A 26,307-nucleotide genomic window follows, 5' to 3' on the forward strand; every position below is an offset into this window, starting at 1 on the left:
TGCTAAAAAGTTAAGAGGAGAATTGTAAACTTTTAATAGAAGGAAAATACTATGAAAATTGTTATCTATCAATAATCATTTCGGCATGGGATTCCAAAATTACCCATTGACAACTTTCAACAAAAAAATCTCTCTGCCATATGGTCTATCAGCACCATATCACAGAGAGATGTAAGGATTGAATAGATCTAGCGCAAACGGACAGGCAGGCGCCCTGTTGGCTGCAGTTCCCCTGTTAACACTTGGGACAGTGCCCGGACGACTGCTGGTGTATTCTCATAAGTACACACATAACTTCCCGGCCTCGAAATCTCCAGCAGATCATATGGATTGCGCAGAGCAATGACAATCAGCGAATGATTCTCACTCAGCTTTTCAACCAAATACTGTTGCCCTTTCGGAAGATGCCCTGCAGATGTGTACGTACATACGATAACTTGCTCACTCTCCGACACTTCAGCCAATATCCGATCTGCTTCATCATAAGTAGGCTGAGTTGTAATCTTGTGTTCACGAACTCTGCCTCGTAGTTGCGATAACGCTATACCAAGCGATTCTGTATGGGACCATGGTTCATCCACCTCTGTCCGCTGCACAACCTCAGGCCAGATGACATGCACGTCCTTCTCTGGATCCAACGGCAGTAGTCCATCATTATGAACGATGGTAATGCTGCTTGAAGCAATCTTGAACAGCGTCGATTCGTTTCGTTCACTGGGATCACTGGGTTCAGTGGATTCATTGTCGTTAACAGGTTCAACATCGGTTACTTCGATCGTTTCACTTGCTTTAGGCGAATCAAGACCAGTGTCCGGGTACCCGCAGCGCGCTGCCTTCCATGTAATAATACGTTCCAGTGCCTTGTTAATGATATCTTCCGTAATTCGCCCTGTTCGAACGGCTTGAACAATGGCTTCCACAGCAGCAACCTGATCTTGCAGGGTATGACTTACCAGAATCAGATCTGCTCCTGCCTCCACAGCACGAATGGCAGCTTCAGCTACCCCATACGGCTTGGATATTGCATGCATTTCTAGACAGTCTGTAATAATAATGCCCTCAAAGCCCATTTCTTCGCGTAGCAGACCAGTTAAAACTTTACGCGACAACGTTGCCGGAATGGGCTCGGGCTCAATTGAAGGGAACATCACATGAGCTGTCATAATAGCATCAACTCCGGCCTTAATCGCCTTGCGGAACGGTAACAACTCCATCTGTTCCAATCTGTTTCGATCATGAGGTACCGTAACCATACCCAGATGAGAATCTACGGCGGTATCTCCATGTCCCGGAAAATGTTTGGCAGTAGCAGCTATGCCCTGTGATTGATATCCGCTGATGGCTGCTACGCCATGAGCGGCCACACTTTCAGCATGTTCACCATACGAACGCACACCGATAACCGGATTGAGCGGGTTGTTATTCACGTCAACCACGGGGGCAAGGTTCATATCAACACCGATGCTTTTTAACTCACGCCCCAGAATTTGGGCACACGCCAGGGTATATTCCGGATTGCCTGTCGCACCAAGTGCCATATTACCCGGCACTTGCGTCATTCCCTCTTTGTCAATCCGTGCAACCATGCCACCTTCCTGGTCCACCGAAATCATGAGTGGAAATGCCCCCGCTGCAGCAGCCATATCTTGCAGTTCGGCGGACAGCTTTGTCAATTGATCTACACTGTGCACATTGCGCCGGAAATAAATGACGCCTCCAATATGATATTCACGAATTAATTGAGTAATCTGTTCATCTGCGTGCTGACCGTGAAATCCACACATCAACAATTGACCTACCTTTTGCTCCAATGTCAGCTCATTCAAGGGTTTCATTCGATCTCTCCTCTCGTTTCCGTTGCCACTATGAACCCAGTCGTTTGCTCTGTCTATACTCCGAAGGTTTCATGTGGAAGTGTTTGTGAAACACCTTGGAGAAGTAACGGCGCTCCTTGAACCCTGTTGCTTCCCCAATCGCTGTAATGCTCCATTCCGTTGTACTCAACAATAAAGCAGCACTTTCCATCCGTTTCTGGGTCATGTATTCCACAAAAGTAACACCCATTTGAGTTTTAAATAGCTGGCAGAAGTATCCCGGACTGATTCCGAGCCAATCGGAGACTTCATCTATTCCCAAGTCCTGTTGCAGCCGTGCATCCATATACTCACAAGCAGACAGGATCAGTTCCGATACGGAAGGACGTGGCTGCGTTTGTTTGCCCTGACAGGCTTGGGTAAGAACCTCTGCAAGTTCAAGCAGTTCCCTCATGGACACGGCCCCTTGCAGTGCATTCCAATAATTCACTTCATGCCCTTCAGCGATGGCCTGTACTTCGCGCAGTTCCCGAAGCATGTGTACAAGCATAAACCGAAGATTAGTTTCATCCATTCTATTGAAGGTGTGTCCTGAATTCCCCATTCGTTGTTTAAGCCGATCCAACACATCGCGTAACCCGTGCTTGTTCCCTTGACGAATCCACCGAGTAACCAGCTCCAGATCTTCTCTTGTAATCCATGAGTTAGCCCCTTTGGAGGTCGTGTGATCATACGATAAAGCGGTTTCGGGACAACTCGAACTCAGCACCCTGTCTTCACTCTCCGAATGGAACATCAGTATTTTTTGACAATGCCGGTATCGCTCCAGAATTTGACTTTCCCGGTTCACGGGCACATCATCCTGAACAACCCTGATCCTCACACTTGAATTCAAGGATACGATCGCATTCACTTCATGATACAGTTGATGGGCCAGTTCCTCTGAACGACATTTCCACTCACCCGATGCCTCCAGCAGGATGCACCACTCACCTTTGCGAGTCGAAAGAATCTGACAGTCCCCCGTCATGCTCTCTGCCACTTCCCGAAGTCTTGAACTGATGTTCTCATGCCATCGCTCATGCTGAAGCTCGGACCAGCCGATAGAATGGCGAAAATAACCGACCGCATCCACCAGCAGCAACGTATACGGTGCAGCCGCTGTTATGAACTCAGGAACAGAGGCAGGATAGGCAATTTTCTGCGGTGCTTCTCCCCGCAACAGGTCAATCAAATGTTTGTGTCTGATCCAGCTTTCCATCTCTTGGCTGCGATAACGTTGCGATTCGTTTTCCATACGTCTCTTCTGGATCTGCCCGGCAAGCTCACGCAGTTTATGTTCCAGATTCAAATAATCGATGGGCTTGCATATGTATTCATGCACGTTATATTGAATAGCGGTCCGAGCATACTCAAACTGCTGATAACCGGTCAGCAAAATAATTTCACACGTTTCACCCTGCTCTCGCAGCAACCGAATGAGTTCCAATCCATCCATGGACGGCATCCGAATATCGCATAAGAGAATGTCTGGATGAATTTCTGTTACTTTCCCCAGCGCTTCTGCCCCGCTTCTCGCTGTACCCGTAATTTCAATCCCCATCTCTTCCCAGGGTAAGATGTAGTTCAGATTCTCCAGAATCGGGAGCTCATCGTCAACCAGCATTGCAGTCAGATTCATCCGGCTTCCTCCTGCTCATATAATGGTATGATGCATCGAATCACAGTGCCATACCCCGGTGCAGAACATATGAATATGCCATACCCGGTCCCGTATTGAATACGAATTCGATCTGCCACACTTCGTAATCCCAATCCCCGGCGTTCCGTTATGGATGATAATGATTCCGTCCCTTTGACCAGCATGTCTTCCGGCGGATCTGCTGCCATGTACTCAAATCGTGCGAGCATTTCCTGGGGAATACCAATCCCATTATCCTCAACACATAACACAAGTTGATCCCGTTCTGCATATGCGCTTATCCGCAATACACCTGGATAGGTGATTCCCTCAAACCCATGTTGAATGCTATTTTCCACCAGAGGCTGGAGCGTCAGTTTGAGCAAAATTGAACTGTATAGATGGGGTGGTATGTCAATCTCATAGGTGAACAAATCACTGAACCTGTATTGTTGAATTTCCAGATAACTCTGCAAATGCCTTATCTCCTCACTCAGCGGAATCTCCTCCTGATCCTGAATGCTGATACGAAGCATATTGCCCAACCTGGTCACCATCTCGCTTACTTTGCGGCCCTCGCCACGTAGTGCCAATCCATTAATGGATTCCAATGTGTTAAACAGAAAATGGGGTTTGATCTGGGCTTGGAGTACACGTAGTTCCGCTTGGGCCTTCTGCTCTTGCTCAGCCCGAACACGACGGAATAATCCCCCAATACGTTCCAATAGCTCATTGAATCCTTGCGCCAGAAGCTGCATCTCGTCAAAACCCTTACCTTCCACTCTTGCGTTAAAATCACCATCATCCACACGGCGCATAAATCTTACAAGTACAGCAATATTGCCCGTAATGCGATTCATGAAAAATAGATTAAAGATCATGGCGGCGAACAGGCACGACAGAATAATAATGACAGACCAGCCTGCAAAAGCATTTGTTTCCGCAGATAAGGCTTCCCATGAAGTCACACTGACGAGACTCCAGTTATAGTTCTTCAGATGATATTGCGAAATGATGCTCTCTTTGCCGTCAAAGACCGTTCTGATGCTGCGAAAGCCGGGACCGTAACTGCCGGATTCTGCTCCAAGGTTCTGCATGTTCTCACCGTTATAACGCCCTGCTGGATCATAAACGATCAGTCCTTCTTCGTTAATTAACAGGAATGATGTATCCTGTGCCGAATCACTGATTTGCAGGTGACGAAAGATCCGGTCGATCTCTCCTTTTTTGATCTGAACAACAAGCACGCCGATATTTTGAAAATAACTGAGTTCCTTGACCAGTCTGATCTGGGTGAAAACAGGTTCTACTCCGGTTAATTCGGAATACTCCAGAGGTGCGAGCCATTTGGGCACGCCATTAAGTTGCTGAATTTCGTTGAATAAGGGATGCACTTTGAATTGCTGAAAAGGAAGGGCTTGAAAATTTTCTTTGGTGAAAATGGAGACAATCTGGTTGTTCTCGGAAGAACGCAAATCATATAAAAAGGCATAACTGATGAACGGATAATTATATAGAAGGGAACGGAAATTGCGCTGGCTGGCATTCAGGGATAACTGATTACCGGTGCCCAGATCCTGCTTGGTCGGGTCTTTCGCGTTCAATGCCATCTGGAAAACAGATGTCGCTATCCCGTTGTCGGTCACATTATTAATCTGCTGAAATACATTCTCGATATTGTAACTAATGGCCTGAAGCGCATATTCGGCCTGTTGATTGTATTTTTTCTCAATCGTATGTGATGTGACCAGAAACATGCCAATGCCCAGCGCACACATCGGTACAATGATCAGCAGCAGAAATGCCAAGGCCAGCTTCATTCGCAAGTTCATATCCCGTTCTCCCTATTCACTGGTTCATGGTATTAACCTTTGACACCGCCTGCAGTTACTCCTTCTATAATTTTCTCCTGGAGTATGGCGTAGATCACAAGTACAGGTACAACGCTGTATACAATACCTGCCGACATCTGAGCATAGTTCATCTGATATTGATCCCGAAACTGGACCATACCCACGGGCAGCGTGCGCAATTTATCGGTGGATAAGAAATAGTTGGCGAGTAAAAATTCGTTCCAGTTCCCGAGGAAATTAACGATAAAAACGGTAACAATAGCCGGAACCGTAAGAGGTATCACTATTCTAGCAAAGATACCCGGAGCCCTCAAGCCGTCCATAACCGCCGCTTCCTCAATTTCACCAGGCAGAGATCGCATAAAAGCCGCCAGTATAATAATGGTAAAGGGAATCGCATTCGCCACATAGGGAACGATCAATGCCAGATGTGTATCCAATATGCCCATTTTGCGTACAAGCAGATAGATCGGCAGCATGAGTGCATTGTTGGGAATAAGCATGCCAGCCAGAATCAAGCTGTACAGAAATAGACTCCATTTCCGGTGTCTCATCCGGGTTACGGCAAAAGCAAACATCGCACCGAGTGCAATTGTACACGCCGAAGACAGAATTGAGATGTATAGGCTGTTCCAGAAATACGTGCCAATCTTCGCATTCACCCAGGCCTCCACATAATTGTTAAACTCCCATGTTGTCGGCAGACCGAATGGATTCAAGGCAATTTCATTGTTATCCTGCTTGAAAGACGAGAAAATCACAAATAAAAAGGGAAACAAAATTGCGATTAAATACAACATTAACAACACATGAGGTATACTGCTTTTTATGTTTTTCGCCATCAATATTCCACCTTCTCGCTCTTTCTCGCCACCAGCAGTTGATACACCGCAGTAAGCACAAGCGTCAGAGCAAAGATCAGTACCGCAATGGTATTGCCATAACCATATTTGAAATTGGTAATCGCATATTTGATCATGTATGTCGCAAGAACCTCGGTGGACCCAGCGGGCCCACCTTTGGTCATGACAATCACGATGTCAGCTGCTTTCATAGCTCCTGCAATGGACAACATGATAACGACGGAAATAATTGGGCGAATCAGTGGCAGTGTTATCCGCATTGCACGTTGTACCGCCGTTGCACCATCGATTGCAGCTGCTTCATCCAAATCACGGGGAATCGCCAGTATGGCCGCCAGTACCATGACAATGTAAAATCCCGTCCACTGCCAGGCATTGGTAACCAAAATGGACAACATGGCAAATCGGTTATCGGATAACCAGTAGATTGGATCGATGCCCAGCACATGAAGCATTTTGTTTAATAATCCGATGTTGGGCTCATAGATGAACCCCCATAAGATACCGATCACGGCTGTCGACATAATGGATGGTAAAAAAACAGCTGTTTTATACAGACCTTTCAGCCTTTTCACATTGGCAATCAGTAGCGAAAACAGGACGATTAGAGGTACCTGAATCAGTACCGAAAATCCGATGAAAAAGCCGTTATTCCGTGTGGAAATCCAAAATCGTTCATCGGTCAGTGCCTTCACATAGTTGGATAAGCCCACAAAACGTGGCTCAGCGGAAACCCCATTCCAACTCGTCAGACTGTAATATAAGGAGCTGCCAATAGGATATAGAAAGAACATGATAAACAGAATCAGGGCTGGCATTACAAACAGCGTATAGATTAACGGGCTGCGGAGTGAAGTATTCATGGTCAGCCTCCTTAAGTCACTTCAACGATCGCAGTTTCAACTTGGATTGATTTATTCCACTGAAGCGTTTGCTTCCTCCTGTACCTTTTGCAGTTCTTCTGCCATTTTCTCTGGCGTAGTCTGCCCACCGATCAACTTCTGAATCTGCAGATTACTGATCTCTGTCGTCACATCAGCCTGAACGAGTGCATCAAATGCCGGGAACGACGTCTTGGACGCATTAAGCACGGCCACAATTTCTTTCATCAGATCATCGGTAATGCTATCGGTTAACACTTTTTCATCCAGCTTCATGGCAGGCAATACACCATCTTCCACAAGGCCGCGAACCTGCATATCTTCATTGTAGAAATTTTTGATAAAAGCTTTAACGGCTTCCAGCTTCTGCGGATCATCCGCCACGGCTGCCGAGAATCCATATCCATTGTTCACATCCCGCATCAAGGACGTTTGATCACCTGCTCCGTTCTCTACCGGAGGCATATTAAAGAATCCAACCTTGCCAATGAGCGATTCCCCGCTCTGGCCTTCCTTGAATACAGATGATTTCCATGTTCCGTCATACATTAATACCGCTTCTCCGCTGGTAAATTGCGTGGTGTATTCGGCATATTCGAAGCCCAGTTCACCTTTTTTGAAATAACCCTTATCAACCCATTCCTTATGTTTGGCAAAACCTTGGACAACACCCGGATCAGTCCACTTCGCTTCACCTGTTGCAAACTTTGCGGTAATCTCCGGCCCGGCATAGCGGGACCACAGGTGGTTGGTTAACATAAGCGGAACCCAGCCTGCCTTGGATGCAGAAGCAAGCGGCACTTTGCCATCAGCCTTAATCTCGGCCAACATGTTGTCCAGTTCAGCCATGGTCGTTGGAGCTTTCCATCCTTTTTGTTCAAAGTACTCTTTATTATAGAAAAAACCTTCGCCCGAACCGCCAATCGGCAGTCCATATACTTTGTCTTCATACGTAAATGGCTCAAGGGATGTAAACTGGTCCTGGATGCCCAACTCTTGAAGGATCGGAGTCAGATCAAGCAGCATACCTTCCTTGGCATACACTTTGGAATCCGGACTGCCGAACAGTTCAAATATATCCGGCGGGTTACCTGCCGCCATCTCCCCGCGAAGCTTCTCCTTGCGATTCACATCGGATTCGACACCATCCAGCGTAAAGGTCAGATTGGGTATCTCACCCTCCACTTTGTCCACAACGTCCTGCAGAATGGCCAATCGTTTCTGTTTGTCAGCCCCCACCTGCGTGTGCCGAAGGAGCATCTCAACCGGTTCCTTACTTGTTTCCTCCACAGGTGTATTGCCTGCGCCTTGCTGTGGCTCGTTACTTGAGCTTGCACATCCCGCCAAAGTCCATGAAGTGATAAGCAATAATGAAAGCAGCAATGTCATTCTTTTTTTCATCGGGTTGACCCTCCTCAAGATATTGAGCATTTGGCTTTACACTCTGATTATAAAAAGCCGGAGCTTACATCGTAAGGATGACAATTCATCAATGGAGGGATAAAATCCTTCACTGGACAAAAAACAGCCCCTGCGAAGTATATTCGCAAGGGCTGCTTGGTTGGTATATACGTTATATATAAATGTTGATCACTTATCGGAACAAGCCACGCCAGCCGTTTCCTGGCGACCTTGTTCGATTAGGCGATACGCCCGCTCCACTTCTTCTTCACTTGGTGAAGGAACGCCATCCAGTGGATATATTTTGCCGAGTGCTTCCCATTTGTAGATCCCCATCTGATGGTATGGAAGAATTTCGAACTTCTCGACGCCATTTAATGTTCCAATAAACCGTCCGAGGTTAAGCAGATCCTCTTCCTCGTTATGAATGCCAGGCACATACACGTGGCGTATCCACATTTTCCGACCTTGCTCCGATAACCACTTGGCCGTTTTCAACGTTCTCTCGTTCGACTTGCCTGTCAGCTTGATATGTTTCTCATCATCAATATGCTTGAGATCCAGCAGAACCAGGTCTGTGTGATCCAGCAGATCGTGAATCCGTTCCGGTTCGTTAAATCCGTTGCTGTCCAGTGTCGTATGCAATCCCCAGCGCCGCTTCACTTCTTTGAAGATTTCGCCTACAAAGTGGGCCTGTAACGTTGGTTCTCCACCAGATATCGTGAGTCCGCCTCCGGAGCTGCGGTAATAGGATAGATATGGCTCAATTTCAGCCAATACCTCCTCTAGCGTCATTTCTTTTCCACCATCCAGCGCCCATGTATCAGGGTTATGGCAGTACTGACACTTGAGTAGACATCCTTGCATAAAAAGCACGAAGCGGATGCCTGGGCCGTCAACCGTCCCGAAAGTTTCGAGTGAATGAATATGTCCGTTAACCATGCTGCCTCTTCCTTTCTGTATCCGCATCCGCTGTGCGTTTAATATGAGTTGGAATGTCTTGCTCTAGCGGTCTTCTACTTGCATATTACTTACATCGAGCCATGGAACGTACGGTTGATGACATCCAACTGTTGTTCACGAGTCAGTTTAATGAAGTTAACCGCATATCCGGATACCCGTACAGTCAGTTGCGGATAGTTTTCCGGGTGATCCATCGCATCAATCAGTTGCTGACGATCAAATACGTTAACGTTCAGATGATGAGCGTTTTGACCAAAGTAGCCATCCATCATCGCAGTGAGATTGGATTTACGTGTAGTCGCCTCTTTACCCAATGCTTTTGGCACGATGGAGAAGGTATTGGAAATCCCGTCAAGACTGTGTTCATAAGGCAATTTGGCTACAGAGCCAAGGGAAGCCAGTGCACCTTTTTTGTCACGACCATGCATTGGGTTCGCACCTGGAGCAAATGGTTCACCTGCTTTACGACCGTCCGGTGTAGTCCCTGTTTTCTTACCATATACCACGTTGGAAGTGATCGTCAGAACGGATTGTGTTGGTATTGCGTTACGGTATGCTTTGTGCTTACGAATCATGCCCATGAAGCTCTCAACCAGTTCAACAGCAATGCTGTCCACGCTATCTTCATTGTTACCGTAACAAGGGAAGTCGCCTTCAATTTCAAAATCAACAGCGATGCCTTGTTCGTTACGGATTGGTTTTACTTTGGCATATTTGATGGCACTCAGTGAATCTGCTGTAACCGAGAGACCCGCGATACCACAAGCCATCGTACGTACAATGTCACGGTCATGTAATGCCATTTCGATACGCTCATAGCTGTATTTATCGTGCATGTAGTGAATGACGTTGAGGGTGTTCATATACAGCTTCGCGAGCCACTCCATCATTGGTTTGAAGCGTTTCATGACTTCATTGTAATCCAGCACTTCACTAGTGATGGCAGGATACTCAGGTCCAACTTGTGCTCCGGATTTCTCGTCACGACCACCGTTGATCGCATACAGGAGAGCTTTTGCCAGGTTGGCACGAGCGCCGAAGAATTGCATTTGTTTCCCGATCTTCATCGCCGATACACAGCATGCAATACCGTAATCGTCACCATAGATTGGACGCATCAGGTCATCATTTTCATACTGGATTGAACTGGTTTCAATGGATACTTTGCTGCAATAATCTTTGAAAGCTTCTGGAAGCTTCGTGGACCATAGTACAGTCAGGTTCGGTTCTGGTGCAGGACCCAGGTTGTGCAGGGTATGCAGGAAACGGAAGCTGTTTTTCGTTACGCGTGTTTCACCATTCACTGACATACCGCCGATGGACTCCGTCACCCATGTTGGATCTCCACTGAACAGTTCGTTGTAATCCGGTGTACGCAGGAATTTGACAATCCGCAGTTTCATTACGAAATGGTCAACGAGTTCCTGAGCCTGTTCTTCGGACAGAATGCCTTCTTGCAGGTCACGTTCAATGTAGATATCCAGGAAAGAAGATACACGTCCCAGAGACATCGCAGCACCGTTCTGCTCTTTGATGGCAGCGAGATAACCGAAGTACAACCATTGGAACGCTTCTTTTGCAGTAGTCGCTGGCAAGGAAATATCGAACCCGTGCATATCACCCAATTGTTTCAATTCTTGCAATGCACGAATCTGCTCAGACAATTCTTCCCGCAGACGAATGACATCTTCATCAATAACATCAACTTCGAGTGCATTCAATTCACCTTTTTTGTTACGAATCAGGAAGTCTACCCCGTACAAAGCTACACGACGATAGTCACCGATGATCCGGCCACGGCCGTAAGCATCTGGCAGACCTGTAATAATCCCTGCTTTACGCGCTGCACGCATATCGGAAGTATAAGCATCGAATACACCCTGGTTATGTGTTTTGCGAATGTTTGTAAATATATCAATGACGCCTTGAGGCAATTCGAAGCCATATGCTTCACATGCATCAATCATCATCCGGATTCCGCCTGTTGGTTGAATGGAACGTCTGAATGGAGCATCCGTCTGAACGCCGACAATCTGTTCTTTGGATTGATCCAGATAACCTGGTTGGTGAGACACAATAGTCGCTGGTGTGTTCACATCAACATCAAGTACTCCGCCGTTATCCCGTTCTTTTTTGGTCAGATCAGATACGATCTCCCACAATTCTTTGGTATTCTGGGTTGCACCTGCTAGGAATGCTTCATCACCGTAATACGGAGTCAAGTTGTGTGCCAGAAAATCATTCACATCTACGGATTTGGTCCATGTTCCTTTGGTAAAGTTTCTCCAGCCTGTTTGTTGTTTGACATCTTTTTCAATCACCGACATCTTAATCCCTCCACTAATTTGGATTTCTGGACACATAACATCTTGCTTCATTCGTAGCATTGTGTGCCCAGAGCCGCGATTAATGTGAATTGTTTCACATAAACCGGATCATGTTCTCTCTACCTGGGAACCGGAACCGCGGGATGAATGTTTTTCTTACATTTTCAGTATACGTCTTGAGGCTTTCATCATCTGTGATTTTTGTCACAAAGTCAGTGAACTAACTCACTCCACCTGCGCTGTGTCCCATTGAACCCCCTTTAGATTCACACTTAGCCACTGCGCGGGCAGAACAACCTTCCAATCGCTGCTCACTATTTAAATTTACTGAAAAAGCGAATGAACATTAGGTGCCGTACACTGGCCACTGCAAGTAGAGAACAACCTTCCGATCGCTGTTATCCCCGGATTTTTTGATTCACTTTTTCAAAGGTGAAAATCCAGTGATAAAGGCGAACGCTCCGCTTCTTCAGGTTTTTTCTCTCCTCTCCGTTATCGTGTACATGTGTAATTCAACTGATAATACAAAAGGTCAAAATTTATTTCAAAGATGCAAGCTTCGCTTTTTCAGGTTTTTTCTGCCCACTCCGTTATTGTGTGAATATCTGGGTCAAACGACCTCATCACGGATTCCGGGTAACCTCTTTAGGACCATTGCTCCGTTAAACTCGGAGCAAACAAGGACTTAGGACTATTTCCTGAAAAACAGATGCTTCGCTTTTCTGTTTTTCTGCCCATTCTGCTTTGTTCGTCATCGTGTTAATATCTCACTCAATCACGAATTCCGTGTAACCTCTAAAAAGACGGCAATCGGGGCTCCCCTCTCGGGGAACCCTGATCTTCTTGCCGTAAGGCAGGTTTCGTTCTTTGTTATTCAAACTTTCCGTAGAAAGCGTTGCGGTACACATCAGCCAGTTCAGTTACCAGCGGCAACTTCGGATTGGCGGTTGTACATTGGTCTTCGAAGGCACGGTCTGCCAGATAATCTACATGTGCTTCGAAGTCTTTGGCATCAAATCCGATTTCTTGGAACGATTCTTCAATGCCCAATGTTTTGTTCAGTTTGCGAATGGCATTAATAAGACTGGTTACGCCTTCTTCTGTTGTACGTGCAGGCAATCCTAGAATCCGGGCAATTTCGGCATACCGTTCATCCGCTACAAAGTGCGAATATTTCGGGAACGATGCAAATTTGGTCGGTTTTTTCGCGTTGTAACGAATGACGTGTGGCATCAGGATTGCGTTGGTGCGTCCGTGTGCGGTGTGGTACTGACCGCCCCATTTGTGCGCCAAGCTGTGGTTAATGCCCAGGAATGCGTTGGCAAACGCCATACCGGCAATGGTGGAAGCATTATGCATTTTCTCACGTGCCAGTTTGTCACCTTGCAGTGCCGATTGCTCCAGGTATTGGAATACCAGTTGAATCGCTTTGATCGCAAGGCCATCCGTGTAATCATTCGCCATGACAGACACATAAGCTTCAATCGCATGAGTCAGTACGTCCATACCTGTATCTGCAACGGCTGTTCTAGGCAGAGAGTATACGAATTCCGGATCGACAATCGCTACGTCTGGTGTCAGCTCATAGTCGGCCAATGGATATTTGGTATTCCCTTGATTTTTATCTGTGATAACCGCGAACGATGTTACTTCAGAACCTGTACCGGATGTCGTTGGAATCGCTACAAATTTCGCTTTTACGCCGAGACGTGGATATTTGTAGATCCGTTTGCGGATATCCATGAATTTTTGTTTCAGATCGTTAAAGTCCGTGTCCGGATATTCATAGAACAACCACATGGCTTTCGCAGCATCCATCGGTGATCCCCCGCCGAGTGCGATAATGCAGTCTGGCTGGAAGCGGCGCATCATTTCGGTTCCGCGATCTACCGTTGTTGTGGATGGATCTGGCTCCACATCGGAGAATACTTCGATTGCTACCGGCATTTGGCGTTGACGCAGATAATGTTCTACCTTTTCAACATATCCCAGTTTCACCATCATGGCATCCGTAATAATCGCCACACGTGTGATGTCAGGCATTTTGGCAAGATACTGCGTTGCCCCTTTTTCGAAGTAGACTTTGTTCGGCACTTTGAACCATTGCATATTCACGGTACGGCGAGCCACCCTTTTCACATTGATTAAGTTCACAGCGGTTACGTTGGAAGAAGTCGAGTTACGTCCGTATGATCCGCATCCCAGTGTCAATGATGGCATGTTTGTGTTGTAGATATCCCCGATGGCACCGTGTGTGGATGGTGAGTTCACAATAATCCGTCCAGTTTGCAGACGATCTGCGAATTTGCCAATCACTTCTTCATTTGTGGAGTGGATAACCGAGGAGTGACCCATGCCGCCAAAAGCAACCACTTCTGCTGCACGTTCAATGCCCTCTGCTGCCGTTTTAACTTTGTAACAAGCCAGTACCGGGCTTAATTTCTCAGCCGACAATGGGAATTTCGTACCTACTCCTTCAATCTCGGCCACGAGAATTTTGGTGCCTGCTGGAACTTCAATTCCGCACAACTTCGCAATGCTCACCGCAGATTGACCAACAATCGCCGGGTTCACCGCACATTTCTCGGCATTAATCGCACCTGCTGTCAATTTTGCTGCTTCATCTTTGTTAACAAAGTAACAGCCATTCGCGATCATTTTTTTCTTCACTTGATCGAAGATCGGTTCTTCAATGATGACCGCTTGCTCGGAAGCACAGATCATGCCGTTGTCGAAGGACTTGGACAGGATTAAATCCGTTACTGCTTGATTGATATCCGCGCTTTTCTCGATAAAGCAAGGAACGTTACCCGGTCCTACGCCCAGTGCAGGTTTACCACAGCTGTACGCTGCACGTACCATGCCGGATCCGCCTGTTGCCAGAATGAGAGCCACATCATTGTGATTCATCAGTTCGTTCGTACGATCCATGGAAGGATCATCAATCCATTGGATACAATCCGCTGGAGCACCATGCTTCACCGCTGCATCGCGCAGGATTTTGGCAGCTTCGCGGCTACAATTCTGTGCAGATGGGTGGAAACCGAAAATGATCGGGTTACGCGTCTTGATGGAGATCAGTGCTTTAAACATCGTTGTTGATGTTGGATTCGTGACGGGTGTAATCCCCATAATAATACCGACCGGCTCCGCGATCTTCTGGAAGCTCTCATACTCGTTATCTTCAATCACACCTACGGTTTTGTCATACTTGATGCTGTGGTAGACATATTCTGTTGCAAATATATTTTTGGTGATTTTATCCTCATATACTCCGCGGCCTGTTTCTTCTACGGCCATCTTGGCGAGCATCATGTGTTTATCCAGACCCGCAAGCGCCATCGCTTGCACAATCCGGTCAATCTGCATCTGATCCATCTTCATGAATGCAGCGTGTGCTTTATTCGCTTTGTCGATTAACGTTTGAATATACTGACCTGCTGTCGGTTCTTTTGCTGGGGCGACTTCGTTCTTTACAGCCATCTCCCTCATCCTCCTAAAGGTTCGTATTGGTTTGTCTCTCTTCTTTACATTCACATCGTAACATGACCATAAACTTAATTATGTGATTTTTTTCACAAAGTATAACGAATTTAATTTAAGTTTTGTAGTGTCCTTCATCCAACCATTTTCACTTCCTATTTAAAGTATAGGGCTGTAAAAATCATGCTCTCCAAGAAAAGTGAATTTAATCACAATGTTTGAAATTTCGTCATTTTTGCCCCCTTTCCTTCCCCCTCAAACGGTAAGATTAGGTATATACTGAACTTAAAAATTGAACCACCGCAATTTGTACCGTCCTTCCTCCCGGCCGAGATGACCCTGATCAGGACGGCAACGGTTTGCGGCAAACCTCGGAGGCTACTGCAGACTACAGGAGTCCATCCGACGGACACAAAGGGGAGATAGACTTATGTTAGAACTAACAACTGTACTGGAAAAACGCGGCAATACGAACTGTTTCTCGGAAGCGAATTTCAACCATCTGCTGGTTACCATGAAAGATAGAACCTATCCGGAAGGTACACATCTGTACTGGGAAGGAGACGTCTCTGACAAACTTTATTATATGAAACGGGGCCGTGCCCAGATCACCAAATCCACGGATGAAGGCAAGGAACTAATCATGTACATGTATCAGTCCGGTGATATGATTGGTCAGGCTGATCCCTTCTTTGGCTCGAAACACACCTTCTCAGCGGAAGTACTGGAGGATAGTGAGATCGGTGTACTGGAGCATAAGGACCTGGAGATGCTAATCTGCCAGCATTGTGACTTCGCGATCGACTTTATGAAATGGATGGGCATCCACCACCGGTTGACACAGACGAAGTTCCGGGATCTCATGTTATATGGCAAACCAGGTGCGCTTTGCTCCACCCTCATTCGATTGTCGAATTCGTATGGTGAGCCTCATGGAGAGCATGTCATTATTCATAAAAAAATTACCCACACGGACCTGTCCAATATGATTGGAGCTACCCGTGAAAGTGTAAACCGCATGTTAAGCGATCTGCGCAAGAAAGATGCGATCGAATATGACAATGGCATGATCGTCATCAAAGATCTGAAGATGCTGCAAGGGATCTGTCACTGTGAACTTTGCCCGAACGAGATCTGTCGTATTTAATAATTGACTATGCTAATCGAATGTTGCTTATAATTTTAATGAAAAAAGCCCAGTTCTCTTAAATAGAGATTGGGCTTCTTGGTATGCTTAGGATGCATTGGTCAATTCAAGCTTCACCGCATCACGTGGATTCAATTTCATGTCCAAACCATTTTCCATTAGTTCTTTGTCGTTCACCATAATGACCCACCGCTCATTCATTCGGGGTGTGACATTTTCGACCGAAACGACGAATTTGTTATTCTCTGACATTCTTACAATTCCGCTGGACTTCAACACATCGCGAACGGTACACTCTTGAACGTAGACTCCGGCATATTGACGATTGAGGGTTGGCATAATGTTTCCACCGCTCACCTTGAGTAACGTTGTCTGATATGCAACGCCATCCCCCCCACTGTCAGCGGCTTTCACGTAAATGATCACTTCATCTTTGGCATGAAGCTCCATGTCCCAATCTTCCTGTTCAATGTCCTTGCCATTCAATTTGACAGCCCAGCTAAGCGAAGAATCCAGAGAAACTTCACCAACGGATTGTATCCGTTTGCCATCTGCCGTAAAATCAACCAGTCCGCTATTGAGTAATGCCTTTTTGAGTGTCAAACCTTCGCTAAAATCTCGCTTAATGGACTTGGTTGCATCAGGCAAAAACGTACTGCCATCTACAGCCACTGTAATCGTATTCGCTGTTTCTGTCTCTTTGACAATTGGCTGTTCAGAAGGCTGTGTCTCACTACAACCAGCCAAGATCGCCAGTAAGAGCAAACATACACCTATGTAACCGGGGATTTTCTTCATCATGTAGGTAACACCACCCTGCGTAAAATCATTCACCCTGTTGTCCATAACCTCTATTATGGCACAACCTTCAGCAAAAAAAAGTGTCAAAGCCGTTACTTTTAAGGGAGTGCCTCTCCAAATAAGGCTTGTACAAGAAAGAGAGCCTGCACACAGGCTCTCCAATCTGAATCATTTTCTCGATTTCATTGGTTCTGCTGTTACTGGACACTAGCCTGCATGTATGTCCGTCCTCCATCTCCATCTTTCAGATATGGATTAAGTCCGAAGAACTGTTCTTCAGACACATATACACCTGTCAGCAATCGCCCTTCAAGCAAGCCTCCGTCCACCTGCACGCAACATGAAGGTGCATCTACATACTCCTGATATAACGGAATCTGCCCATATGGTTGATGTATCTTGAACACCTTGCCTTGCTCATGCAAAGGCCGTTCCGAGAAATAGGTAGGCACAATATAACGGGCAATGACATCCAGTTCCTGAACGCTATAGAAGGCGTCATCCCCAAGCCAAGGTGCAAACATTCGAATCTTCTCATATTGAGACCAGACAACCGCCTGAATCAGCATTTCTGCGTGAACCAACCGACCTTCTCCGATATCCAGAAGCAACTGCTTTTCGTCGATTGTTTCTTCCATCTGAGACATTGTTAAATCAGGTTGTCTCAGTTCACATCCGATACACTTCCAGCCCCTGGACGTTTGAATCCATTTTTGCAGCACAGCCGGAGCTAATCTCGGGCCTTCGCTGTTCACAGAATGTGTATTCACTTCGGTCAGATCATCTTTAACCGAACGGGAGTATGCTGTGCGCTTAAATAACTCTGCAGCTTTTTTGTATATTAGATGGACCTGAATGGATGCGCTCTCAAGTTCTGCAATATCTTTCTTGCCGTAGCGTACTTCACGGGATAAGCTTTCTTCTCTCATGACAAGTGGGCCTCCTTCGCTCCGGCCGTCTGTGGCCATTTTCTATAGATTATACTACAACTCATGACAACATGTGCAACGCCTAAGAGAAAAACGGCAATCCACGTTATTTTTAAGACAAAAACCCCTGATTTCCACAGAAATCAGGAGTCTATGTCATTCATGCAACGAAAGTGGGTGATGTTGCTTAGACGTTAGTCAACCCACTTCTCAGCCCAGTCTTGAATTTGATTCATGACAGGCTGGAGCGCTCTACCTTTATCCGTCAGTTCATATTCAATACGAACCGGCGTCTCAGGATAGACGTGACGAACCAGAATACCTTCACCCTCCAGATCTTTCATCCGTTCGGATAACATCTTATCACTCATGGATGGAATCAGATTGGAGATATCCTTGAATCGCTTCGAACCACTCATCAACGTTTGAATAATTAAACCATTCCAGCGCTTGCCCAAAAAGGAAAACGCCGTCTCAAAACGCGGACACATCCGCAAGTCTTGACCTTCCACATTAATCACCTCTTTAGAGATCACTCAACTTACATTTTGTTAGTATATTTCATAATAACATATTTAAGCATTAAAGAAAACGTCTGCCCCTAAAAAGTTTAAATTTTAGAAGTATTACTTGTTATATCCCAGTATACCTTACATCCCACCTCGTAACCATGGGAAATATCGTATAACTTCCCCATAATACTATCTTACCCAAAAGGAACCCAACTGCCACAGTCATCATCGACTTGCAGAAGGGTTCCTTGGTATGGATATGTTATCCCAGATTTTTTGATTCCTTTCTAGGAATAAAGCAAATTGTGAATTAAACCAGCACGCCACCAAATGGTCTTACAGGTTCGCTCTTGCCAAATTCCGGCTTAAAGCTGCGGGCAGGATATGCCCATTTTACTGCGTTACTGATTACTCGCAATATTTCCGGTTTGTAATAGGTCGGATACGTCTCATGACCTGGTCGGAAATAAAAGATTTTACCTTCACCACGCCGGAACGTACATCCGCTCCGGAATACTTCCCCACCCTGGAAGTTACTTACAAATACCAGTTCATCCGGTACTGGAATATCGAAGAATTCACCGTACATCTCTTCTTTTTCCAATACAATCTTGCCTTCAATGCCATCTGCAATCGGATGAGATGGATTAACACACCATACAATTTCCTGCTCGTCAGCTACACGCCATTTCAGATCGCAGCTGGTTCCCATCAGCGCTTTGAATGGTTTGGAGAAATGACCTGAATGGAGCACAATCATTCCCATCCCGTTCAGCACTCGCTGCGCAACCTTCTGTGAGATCTCATCGCTTACACGATCATGTGCCATATGTCCCCACCATATAAGCACATCTGTGGAATTCAGCACTTCATCACTCAATCCGTGTTCAGGCTGATCCAGTGTAGCCGTACGAATAGCAAAGCCTTCGCCGCCAAGTCCGTCAGCCAGTGCTCGATGCAGACCATCCGGGTAGACTTCCCTTACTTCATCGTGAATTTTCTCATGGACAAATTCATTCCAAATGGTGACGTTGATCATAATCAATTTCCCCCTAGTGTAGCTCTAAACCCACCACATATCGCCCAGCGGTTCTTCAATCAATACTTGCTGGAGATTTTGTACGGCTTTAGAGAATCCTTCTTCAACCGACATCAGACCGTCCTCGTGTTCAATACTTACTACGTAATCATAACCGACCAGACGCAAGGCACTAATAATATCTGCCCATGTCTTGTTATCATGTCCATAACCGACAGAGCGGAACTGCCAAGCGCGATCCAGCATATTCGTATAATCTTGCATATCCGTTACACCGTGTTTGTTCACGTTTACCGGATCAATTGTTGTATCTTTGGCATGGAAGTGATGGATGGCTCCTTCACGGCCCAAGATGTGAATGGCCTGAACCGGATCAATACCTTGCCACCACATGTGACTTGGGTCCAGATTGGCTCCGATTACTTCACCTGCTGCCTCACGCAGTCTCAGCAAGGTTGCTGGTGTATGAACGGAGAATCCACCGTGCAGCTCCAATCCGACTTTTACGTTACGATCTGCTGCAAATTTACCCCACTCTGTCCAATACGGGATCACTTTGTTCTCCCACTGCCACTTCAGGACCTCCTGGAAATCATTCGGCCATGGTGCAACAGGCCAGTTCGGATACTTGGCATCCTCATGGTCTCCCGGACAACCGGAGAATGTATTCACTACAGGCACTTCCAGCTTCTCAGCCAGTTCTACCGTTTTAACAAAATCATCGTGGAATCCCTTCGCAATATCCTTTTGCGGATGAAGCGGGTTACCGTGACAGCTCAATGCACTAATTGTCAAACCACGTAACTCCACTGCGTTTTTGAAGTTTTTAAGTGCCGTAGGGTTGCTTAACAATTCATCCGGCTTACAATGTGCATTGCCTGGATGTCCACCTGTTCCGATCTCTACTGCTTTTAATCCCTTGGATGCTACATAATCAAGAGCATCCTCCAATTTACGTCCTCCGAATAGTACCAAAAATACGCCGAGTTTCAAGTGCGATTCCTCCCTGGATTAGATATCGAATAATTGCTGAATTCATGAAAATTGAACTGTATACATTTACCGCTCAGAATCATATGCCTGTTTGCTTAGTGTGGAAAATCGAGAGTGTTTCTATCCTGAAATTGAACGTAAGAATACTGGTTATTCTGTACCATTCGTATGGGCATCAAGCGTTAACACTTGTTACTCATACTAGAGCGATTCCACGCTTTCAATCTCAGTTTGAACTGTGCGAGTTACTGCAAAAGCGTCATAGTCGCTCTCCAGATGTATGTGCTTGCCTTCAAGTGAAGAACGCTGGAATGAATGCATAGCTTCCAGTACGTGATAAGCGAGCTTGCCACTGGCTTTGTGTTCGCGTCCGGCACGAATGGATTCAACCATTTCGGTTACGCCGATGCCTCGTTCGTTTTGTCCACTTTCGAAGACTGGTTTGATCGTCTCCCAAGTGTCTTGACCGTATCTGCGAACCTTCACTTCCCCGTTAAAATAGTTGGGGTCCGGTACACTAAGCGTACCTTCTGTACCGTAGATTTCAATACGTGGCAGATCCGAAGCTCCGCGAATATCGAAACTGGTAATCATGGTCGCAATGGCACCTTCTGCGAAATCAATGGTTCCTGCCAAGTGGGTAGGCGTCTCTACTTGCAACGCTGTACCTTCCTTCGGCCCGGAGCCGATCTTGCGATCTGCAATCTGTATGCCTGCCGAGGCACTAATTCTGCGTATCGGTCCAAGCAGCGTAATCAGAGCGGTCAGGTAGTAGGGTCCCATATCAAACATCGGTCCACCACCTGCAACATAAAAGAACTCCGGATTAGGATGCCAAGCTTCCGGTCCTCCACCCATGAAGAATGAAGTCGCTGCAATCGGCTTGCCGATCAGGCCATCCTCAATCGCTTTACGAGCCGTTTGAATGCCTGAACCAAGGAACGTATCCGGTGCAGAACCCACGTACAATCCCTTTTCTTCAGCCAGTTCAACAACCTTGCGACCATCCTCAAGCGAAATTGCCAGCGGCTTCTCGGCATACACATGTTTGCCTGCTTCGAGTGCAGCCAGATCGGTCATGGCATGACTGCCAGGAACCGTAAGGTTCAACACAAGTTCAATTTCGTTATTTTGCAGCAACTCATCTACATTGTAAACGTTTGCGATATTAAATTCATCTGCCCGTTCCTGAGCGCGTTCACGAATCAAATCCGCAACAGCCACGACTTCAATGACCGGGTTGTTTTTGAGATTTTCCAGGTAGATGGCGCTGATGTTACCACACCCGATGATGCCTGCTTTCATTTTCTCCACTGTGACGTTCATCTCCTTACGCATGGTGAAAATCTGCGTTTGAATGGTTGAGATACATATGTTTTGTTGGATGTTTCCTGTTCCTTAAATCTAATACTATGGTATTCCGTTTCAGCTTCAATTAAAATGAATAATATGATTGAAACATGAACTATCTGGTCATAATTTTCAAATTGCAAGGAGTATGCCCATGTCGACAGATCAATCCTGCCAAGTTCTTACAGCAGGCTTTTCATTTCATCGTAAACCCTACGCTATGGTGCAGCCTGAAGGGGTCAAGAACTACCTGTTAAGACTGCAAACAGACGGACGTTGCCGTGCACGCATTGACGGGGACATGTCCCTAGTGGATGCGGGCGATCTGCTTCTTTTTGATCCTGATGAGCCCTATGAGCTGAGAATAGACAATGAAATTAATCCGATGGGAGAACGACTGGTGGAGAGTGGTGACTATCACATCTTCTTCAATGGTTCCTGGGTGGATGAGTGGTGGAAGCGTCACAAACGGCCGACACGGATCAAAGTCGAACTGACGGAAAGTCTTTTAGTCCTGTTTCGACAGCTCGTGCTGGAGCAACGCCGCATCTCTAATCCTTATCCTGAAATTTCAAGTTATTATATGCGAATTTTATGTCTCGAAGTGGATCGTCTGCTTGCGGAGCATCCAACGATAACCAATACCAATTATGTGGCTTATGAGATCAAGAACTACATTGAAGAAAACGCTTCCTCTTTATTCAAGCTGGATGATGTGGCAACACACATTGGCATCAGTGTCTCACGGGGTGTTCATCTCTTCAAAGAGGCATTTGGCAAAAGCATCATGCAATACACGCTTGACGTACGGCTGAACATGGCCAGGGAACGGATTATTTTCAGTCCAATGACCCTGGAGCAAGTGTCCGAATCTTCCGGCTTCAACAACTATACCTATTTCCATCGGGTATTCCGTTCCCGGTTCGGCATGTCCCCGAAGGAATTCCGCGTCATTCACCGGGAACAGATGTAATCATACCAGTATACGTAAGTTGAACTTATTTGCGCGCGGCTATGGCCTCGGATACAACCATCGCCAGATCTTCATTGCCAAACATGGACAACACGCCAAGTACCGTATCATCCGGGATCTCACCGGCTTCCTCCTTGGATACAATCAGCTTCTGCACCTGCTGCAAACGCTCGTTGCTCTGCTGATTCGGGTAGGCTTGCCGGTACATCTCTTCCGGGTCCAAACCATTATTCACACACCACTGGGCAAATACGAGGATCATCATCTCTTCTTCCTGTTTATAGGTTTCAATGACCGCTTCCTCGATCTGCTTGTTACGTTCCTTTTCATATTCATCCATGACGTGTAATCCTCCGTAAGTGTATTCTCTAACTATTTGCGAATCAATTGTTCAGCCAGTTCATGACTGTCCATGACATGACTTGCACTGATCAGGCAATCATCTGGCGAGTCCAGACAAGCCAGGAAATTATCAACTGCTCCGCTAAAACCTCTGCGTGCTAACACGGTGTCCCAGCTCCCGAACGCTTCTTTGGTTTCCAGACTCCCCTGTTCCAAGTAGCTAATCGTGTCCATGTTCACCACTTCAGCAGAACGCCCACCACCATGCAATTCGACCTTCTCCAGATCTGCCCCAGCTTCACGCACCATATCGAATCGACCGTAGGCTGTTCTACCCAGCTTGGCCGTTCCGGTTGAATGCAGTAATCGGTCCAGATCATTCTTCCGAATCCATTGGTGAAGCAGCTCCACATTATGATTCGAGTACCACAACATCAGATCGAGCAGATGGATGAGATCATCATAGATCGTTTCTGCCGCAGGACGATCCTGAATGCCTGTACGATGTTTGGTCACTGTCAGGGAGTCGAAGCCTTTTCCACCCTCCATCCATTGTTTCGCTTTTTGATACATCGGTGCGAATCTGCGGTTGAAGCCCACGGCCAGCAACAGACCTTGTGCCTCGGCAAAAGCAGTCATCTCTTCCGACTCCCGAAGCGTATAGGATAACGGCTTGTCTACATACACGGCTAATCCCTGTTCCAGACATTGCATGACAATGTCAAAGTGCGCTTCTGTTGCTGTATGTACAAACACCGCATCCAAGTCCCAGGACAACAGTTCTTTCAGATCCGTTGTTCCACGTTCTAATCGATACGCCTCCTGAACGGCTTTGACCGGCTCCGGAGATCGGTTCATAATGCCTACAATCTCCACGTTCGGATGAGCGGTTAACAGCGGCAAATATACTTTACGTGCAATATCGCCGAGGCCGATAATTGCAACTCGTTTACGTTGGGTTGTTTCCATGATGATCATTCCACCTTCAGTTCGGTTCTATATTTCCACGTCCTATAGTGTAACCCTTCGGACAGCAACTTGCCAGTGATTGCAGCAGACTTCTCACGAATTGTTCAGACCATGGGCGAACGTGGTAAACTTATAATGAAAAGCAGTACAGATCGGGACACGACTAGACCTGCCTGATCTGAAAGGAGCGTTTGGGATTTTGCGAAAATGGTTATGGCTTCTGTTATATGTTTTACTTGCAGGAGTCACGTTTATTTACAGATATGAACTGCTGGCCTGGACCGATCTTCATCAGTCCATACCGCTTTTACTCGCCATGGCAACATTGTTTGCTCTTGTGCCTGTAATTCCTTATAAGTTTGTTATTATCGCCTTTGGTTATAGTTACGGTACCACCACGGCAGCCTGGATATGCTGGCTTGGCACTACACTTGCTGCCATGCTCGTCTATGGCGGAGCAAGAACCATCTTCAGACATCAGGCGAGATCGTACCTCGAACGCATTCGGGGTCTGAGCCGTTTTACCACATGGATGGAAGCACATCCATTTATGGGTGTTATGTCGATGCGATTGTTGCCCGTCGTGCCCCAGATGGCCGTTAATATCTACGCAGGTATAACGTATACGCCATTCTGGGTCTTCATGGTCGCTACGGCTATTGGCAAAATGCCCGCGATTTTTGTTTTTGCCTATGTAGGTGCACAGGCTGAAACCTCGATCTGGTTGAGCTTGGCGATCCTTGCCGGATACCTGGTGTTCATGGCCATTGTATTGCTCTTATTTCGCTTTCGGTCACGCAACAAAGCCTGAATTCAGAATTCGCAAGTATTCAGATCCAGTTTGTTTTCAATCCTGCTTGGTTGGCTTGCCAATTCAGGATATAATAGAAGAGCAAGCCCAATGCTTGTGGTAACAGGTTTTATAAAAATGGTAGATTGCTGGAGCTCGAACACGAGCACTAAATCTTCATCAGAAATGGAGTGACTATAGCATGGAACAACATTCAAATGAGTTAGCAACTTTTGCAGGCGGATGCTTCTGGTGTATGGTATCCCCCTTTGAAGAACTGCCCGGTATTCACAAGATTGTATCGGGTTATACAGGAGGACATACCGAAAATCCAACATATGAAGAGGTCTGCTCGGAGACAACAGGACATGTAGAGGCTGTGCAAATTACATTCGACCCTGCTATCTTCCCTTATAAGAAACTGGTTGAACTGTTCTGGCAGCAGATCGACCCTACGGATACAGGCGGGCAATTCCATGACCGCGGATCTTCCTATCAGACGGCCATCTTCTATCACAGCGAAGAGCAGCGTCAGATTGCCGAAGCGTCCAAAGCGGAGCTGGGACAAAGCGGGCGTTTTGACAAACCCATCTTCACTCCGATCTTGCCAGCCAAACCGTTCTATGAAGCGGAAGAACATCACCAGAATTATCACCGGAAGAACCCTGCCCACTACAAACGGTACAGCAAAGGTTCTGGACGCGTAGATTTCATCGAACGCAACTGGTCCGGCAAGGTGGACAAAGACGGACTGAAAGAGCGTCTGACGCCGCTTCAATATGAAGTGACCCAGAACAGCGCGACCGAACCTGCATTCCATAACGAATTCTGGGATCACCACGGTGACGGGATCTATGTGGACATCGTATCCGGCGAGCCATTGTTCAGTTCTGCTGACAAATACGATTCGGGTTGCGGCTGGCCGAGCTTCACACGTCCATTGCGTGACCACAATGTGAAGGAAAAAACCGATCTCAGTCACTTCATGATTCGTACCGAAGTGAGAAGTCGTGAGGGGGATTCCCATCTGGGTCACCTGTTCAATGATGGTCCTGCTGAAGCTGGTGGAATGCGTTATTGCATCAACTCTGCGGCACTTCGTTTTGTACCCAAAGAAGACCTTCAAAAAGAAGGATACGGTGAGTACGCCGTCCTTTTCCAATAAGTTTGAGTACCAAAAAGAGCAGTGGGATGAT

At 46.5% G+C, this 26,307-nt stretch carries 21 protein-coding genes; 4 read left to right on the forward strand and 17 right to left on the reverse strand.

What is annotated here, in order from left to right:
- Positions 1 to 188: 188 nt before the first annotated feature.
- From nagZ to adhE, 9 genes are all read right to left on the reverse strand, one after another.
- On the reverse strand, positions 189 to 1,835 hold the full coding sequence (nagZ, locus tag MKZ12_RS19665) for a beta-N-acetylhexosaminidase (protein WP_339256220.1): 1,647 nt from the start codon (positions 1,833 to 1,835) through the stop codon (positions 189 to 191).
- A gap of 28 nt (positions 1,836 to 1,863) precedes the next feature.
- The gene (locus MKZ12_RS19670) at positions 1,864 to 3,495 is read right to left on the reverse strand and encodes a response regulator (RefSeq protein ID WP_339256222.1); all 1,632 of its coding nucleotides are present in this window, start codon (positions 3,493 to 3,495) and stop codon (positions 1,864 to 1,866) included.
- Positions 3,492 to 5,327: a sensor histidine kinase gene (locus tag MKZ12_RS19675; protein ID WP_339256224.1), complete on the reverse strand. Its 1,836-nt coding sequence runs from the start codon at positions 5,325 to 5,327 to the stop codon at positions 3,492 to 3,494. Before MKZ12_RS19675 ends, MKZ12_RS19670 begins: the two co-directional genes overlap by 4 nt.
- Before the next feature lie 32 nt (positions 5,328 to 5,359).
- The gene (locus MKZ12_RS19680) at positions 5,360 to 6,190 is read right to left on the reverse strand and encodes a carbohydrate ABC transporter permease (protein ID WP_339256226.1); all 831 of its coding nucleotides are present in this window, start codon (positions 6,188 to 6,190) and stop codon (positions 5,360 to 5,362) included.
- On the reverse strand, positions 6,190 to 7,074 hold the full coding sequence (locus tag MKZ12_RS19685) for a sugar ABC transporter permease (protein WP_339256228.1): 885 nt from the start codon (positions 7,072 to 7,074) through the stop codon (positions 6,190 to 6,192). Before MKZ12_RS19685 ends, MKZ12_RS19680 begins: the two co-directional genes overlap by 1 nt.
- A gap of 51 nt (positions 7,075 to 7,125) precedes the next feature.
- The gene (locus tag MKZ12_RS19690) at positions 7,126 to 8,493 is read right to left on the reverse strand and encodes an extracellular solute-binding protein (protein ID WP_339256230.1); all 1,368 of its coding nucleotides are present in this window, start codon (positions 8,491 to 8,493) and stop codon (positions 7,126 to 7,128) included.
- 189 nt (positions 8,494 to 8,682) lie between these two features.
- A complete protein-coding gene (pflA, locus tag MKZ12_RS19695; RefSeq protein WP_339256232.1) occupies positions 8,683 to 9,435 on the reverse strand; it encodes a pyruvate formate-lyase-activating protein in 753 nt (250 codons plus the stop codon).
- An 89-nt stretch (positions 9,436 to 9,524) separates the two neighbouring features.
- Complete coding sequence (gene pflB / locus MKZ12_RS19700; RefSeq protein WP_339256234.1) at positions 9,525 to 11,783, reverse strand: formate C-acetyltransferase; 2,259 nt, start codon at positions 11,781 to 11,783, stop codon at positions 9,525 to 9,527.
- Positions 11,784 to 12,653: 870 nt separating this feature from the next.
- Positions 12,654 to 15,266, reverse strand: coding sequence for a bifunctional acetaldehyde-CoA/alcohol dehydrogenase (gene adhE / locus MKZ12_RS19705; RefSeq protein ID WP_339235545.1), 2,613 nt, complete (start codon positions 15,264 to 15,266; stop codon positions 12,654 to 12,656).
- A gap of 430 nt (positions 15,267 to 15,696) precedes the next feature.
- Here adhE and MKZ12_RS19710 point away from each other — a divergent pair, with 430 nt between their 5' ends.
- Positions 15,697 to 16,413: a Crp/Fnr family transcriptional regulator gene (locus MKZ12_RS19710; RefSeq protein ID WP_339235547.1), complete on the forward strand. Its 717-nt coding sequence runs from the start codon at positions 15,697 to 15,699 to the stop codon at positions 16,411 to 16,413.
- A gap of 87 nt (positions 16,414 to 16,500) precedes the next feature.
- On the opposite strand, the gene MKZ12_RS19715 is transcribed toward MKZ12_RS19710, so the two are convergent.
- The 6 genes from MKZ12_RS19715 to MKZ12_RS19740 form a co-directional block, all read right to left on the reverse strand.
- Positions 16,501 to 17,214 (reverse strand): hypothetical protein, encoded by a 714-nt coding sequence (locus MKZ12_RS19715; protein WP_017687552.1) that lies wholly within the window; start codon positions 17,212 to 17,214, stop codon positions 16,501 to 16,503.
- A gap of 197 nt (positions 17,215 to 17,411) precedes the next feature.
- Complete coding sequence (locus tag MKZ12_RS19720; protein WP_339256236.1) at positions 17,412 to 18,143, reverse strand: hypothetical protein; 732 nt, start codon at positions 18,141 to 18,143, stop codon at positions 17,412 to 17,414.
- A gap of 194 nt (positions 18,144 to 18,337) precedes the next feature.
- Positions 18,338 to 18,634, reverse strand: a complete 297-nt coding sequence (locus MKZ12_RS19725) for a helix-turn-helix domain-containing protein (RefSeq protein ID WP_253442681.1) — start codon at positions 18,632 to 18,634, stop codon at positions 18,338 to 18,340.
- A 331-nt stretch (positions 18,635 to 18,965) separates the two neighbouring features.
- Positions 18,966 to 19,694, reverse strand: a complete 729-nt coding sequence (locus MKZ12_RS19730) for a trehalose utilization protein ThuA (RefSeq protein WP_017687549.1) — start codon at positions 19,692 to 19,694, stop codon at positions 18,966 to 18,968.
- Positions 19,695 to 19,718: 24 nt separating this feature from the next.
- Positions 19,719 to 20,687, reverse strand: coding sequence for a sugar phosphate isomerase/epimerase (locus MKZ12_RS19735; protein WP_339256238.1), 969 nt, complete (start codon positions 20,685 to 20,687; stop codon positions 19,719 to 19,721).
- Positions 20,688 to 20,888: 201 nt separating this feature from the next.
- Positions 20,889 to 22,001, reverse strand: a complete 1,113-nt coding sequence (locus MKZ12_RS19740) for a Gfo/Idh/MocA family oxidoreductase (RefSeq protein WP_339256240.1) — start codon at positions 21,999 to 22,001, stop codon at positions 20,889 to 20,891.
- Between the two features lie 190 nt (positions 22,002 to 22,191).
- Between MKZ12_RS19740 and MKZ12_RS19745 the strand changes: the two genes are divergently transcribed.
- Positions 22,192 to 23,010, forward strand: a complete 819-nt coding sequence (locus MKZ12_RS19745) for an AraC family transcriptional regulator (RefSeq protein ID WP_339235562.1) — start codon at positions 22,192 to 22,194, stop codon at positions 23,008 to 23,010.
- 25 nt (positions 23,011 to 23,035) lie between these two features.
- Here the strand turns inward: MKZ12_RS19745 and MKZ12_RS19750 are convergent, their stop codons facing one another.
- Positions 23,036 to 23,350, reverse strand: a complete 315-nt coding sequence (locus MKZ12_RS19750) for a hypothetical protein (RefSeq protein ID WP_091028755.1) — start codon at positions 23,348 to 23,350, stop codon at positions 23,036 to 23,038.
- A 32-nt stretch (positions 23,351 to 23,382) separates the two neighbouring features.
- Positions 23,383 to 24,321 carry a Gfo/Idh/MocA family oxidoreductase gene (locus MKZ12_RS19755; RefSeq protein WP_339256242.1) on the reverse strand — a complete coding sequence of 313 codons (939 nt, stop codon included), beginning with the start codon at positions 24,319 to 24,321 and terminating at the stop codon, positions 23,383 to 23,385.
- Between the two features lie 199 nt (positions 24,322 to 24,520).
- On the opposite strand from MKZ12_RS19755, the gene MKZ12_RS19760 reads away from it, so the two are divergent.
- Positions 24,521 to 25,132 (forward strand): VTT domain-containing protein, encoded by a 612-nt coding sequence (locus tag MKZ12_RS19760; protein WP_339256243.1) that lies wholly within the window; start codon positions 24,521 to 24,523, stop codon positions 25,130 to 25,132.
- A gap of 181 nt (positions 25,133 to 25,313) precedes the next feature.
- Complete coding sequence (gene msrA, locus MKZ12_RS19765; protein WP_339256245.1) at positions 25,314 to 26,276, forward strand: peptide-methionine (S)-S-oxide reductase MsrA; 963 nt, start codon at positions 25,314 to 25,316, stop codon at positions 26,274 to 26,276.
- Positions 26,277 to 26,307 lie beyond the last annotated feature (31 nt).

Origin of the sequence: Paenibacillus sp. FSL R5-0713, from assembly GCF_037973325.1 — a bacterium.
Lineage (GTDB): Bacteria > Bacillota > Bacilli > Paenibacillales > Paenibacillaceae > Paenibacillus.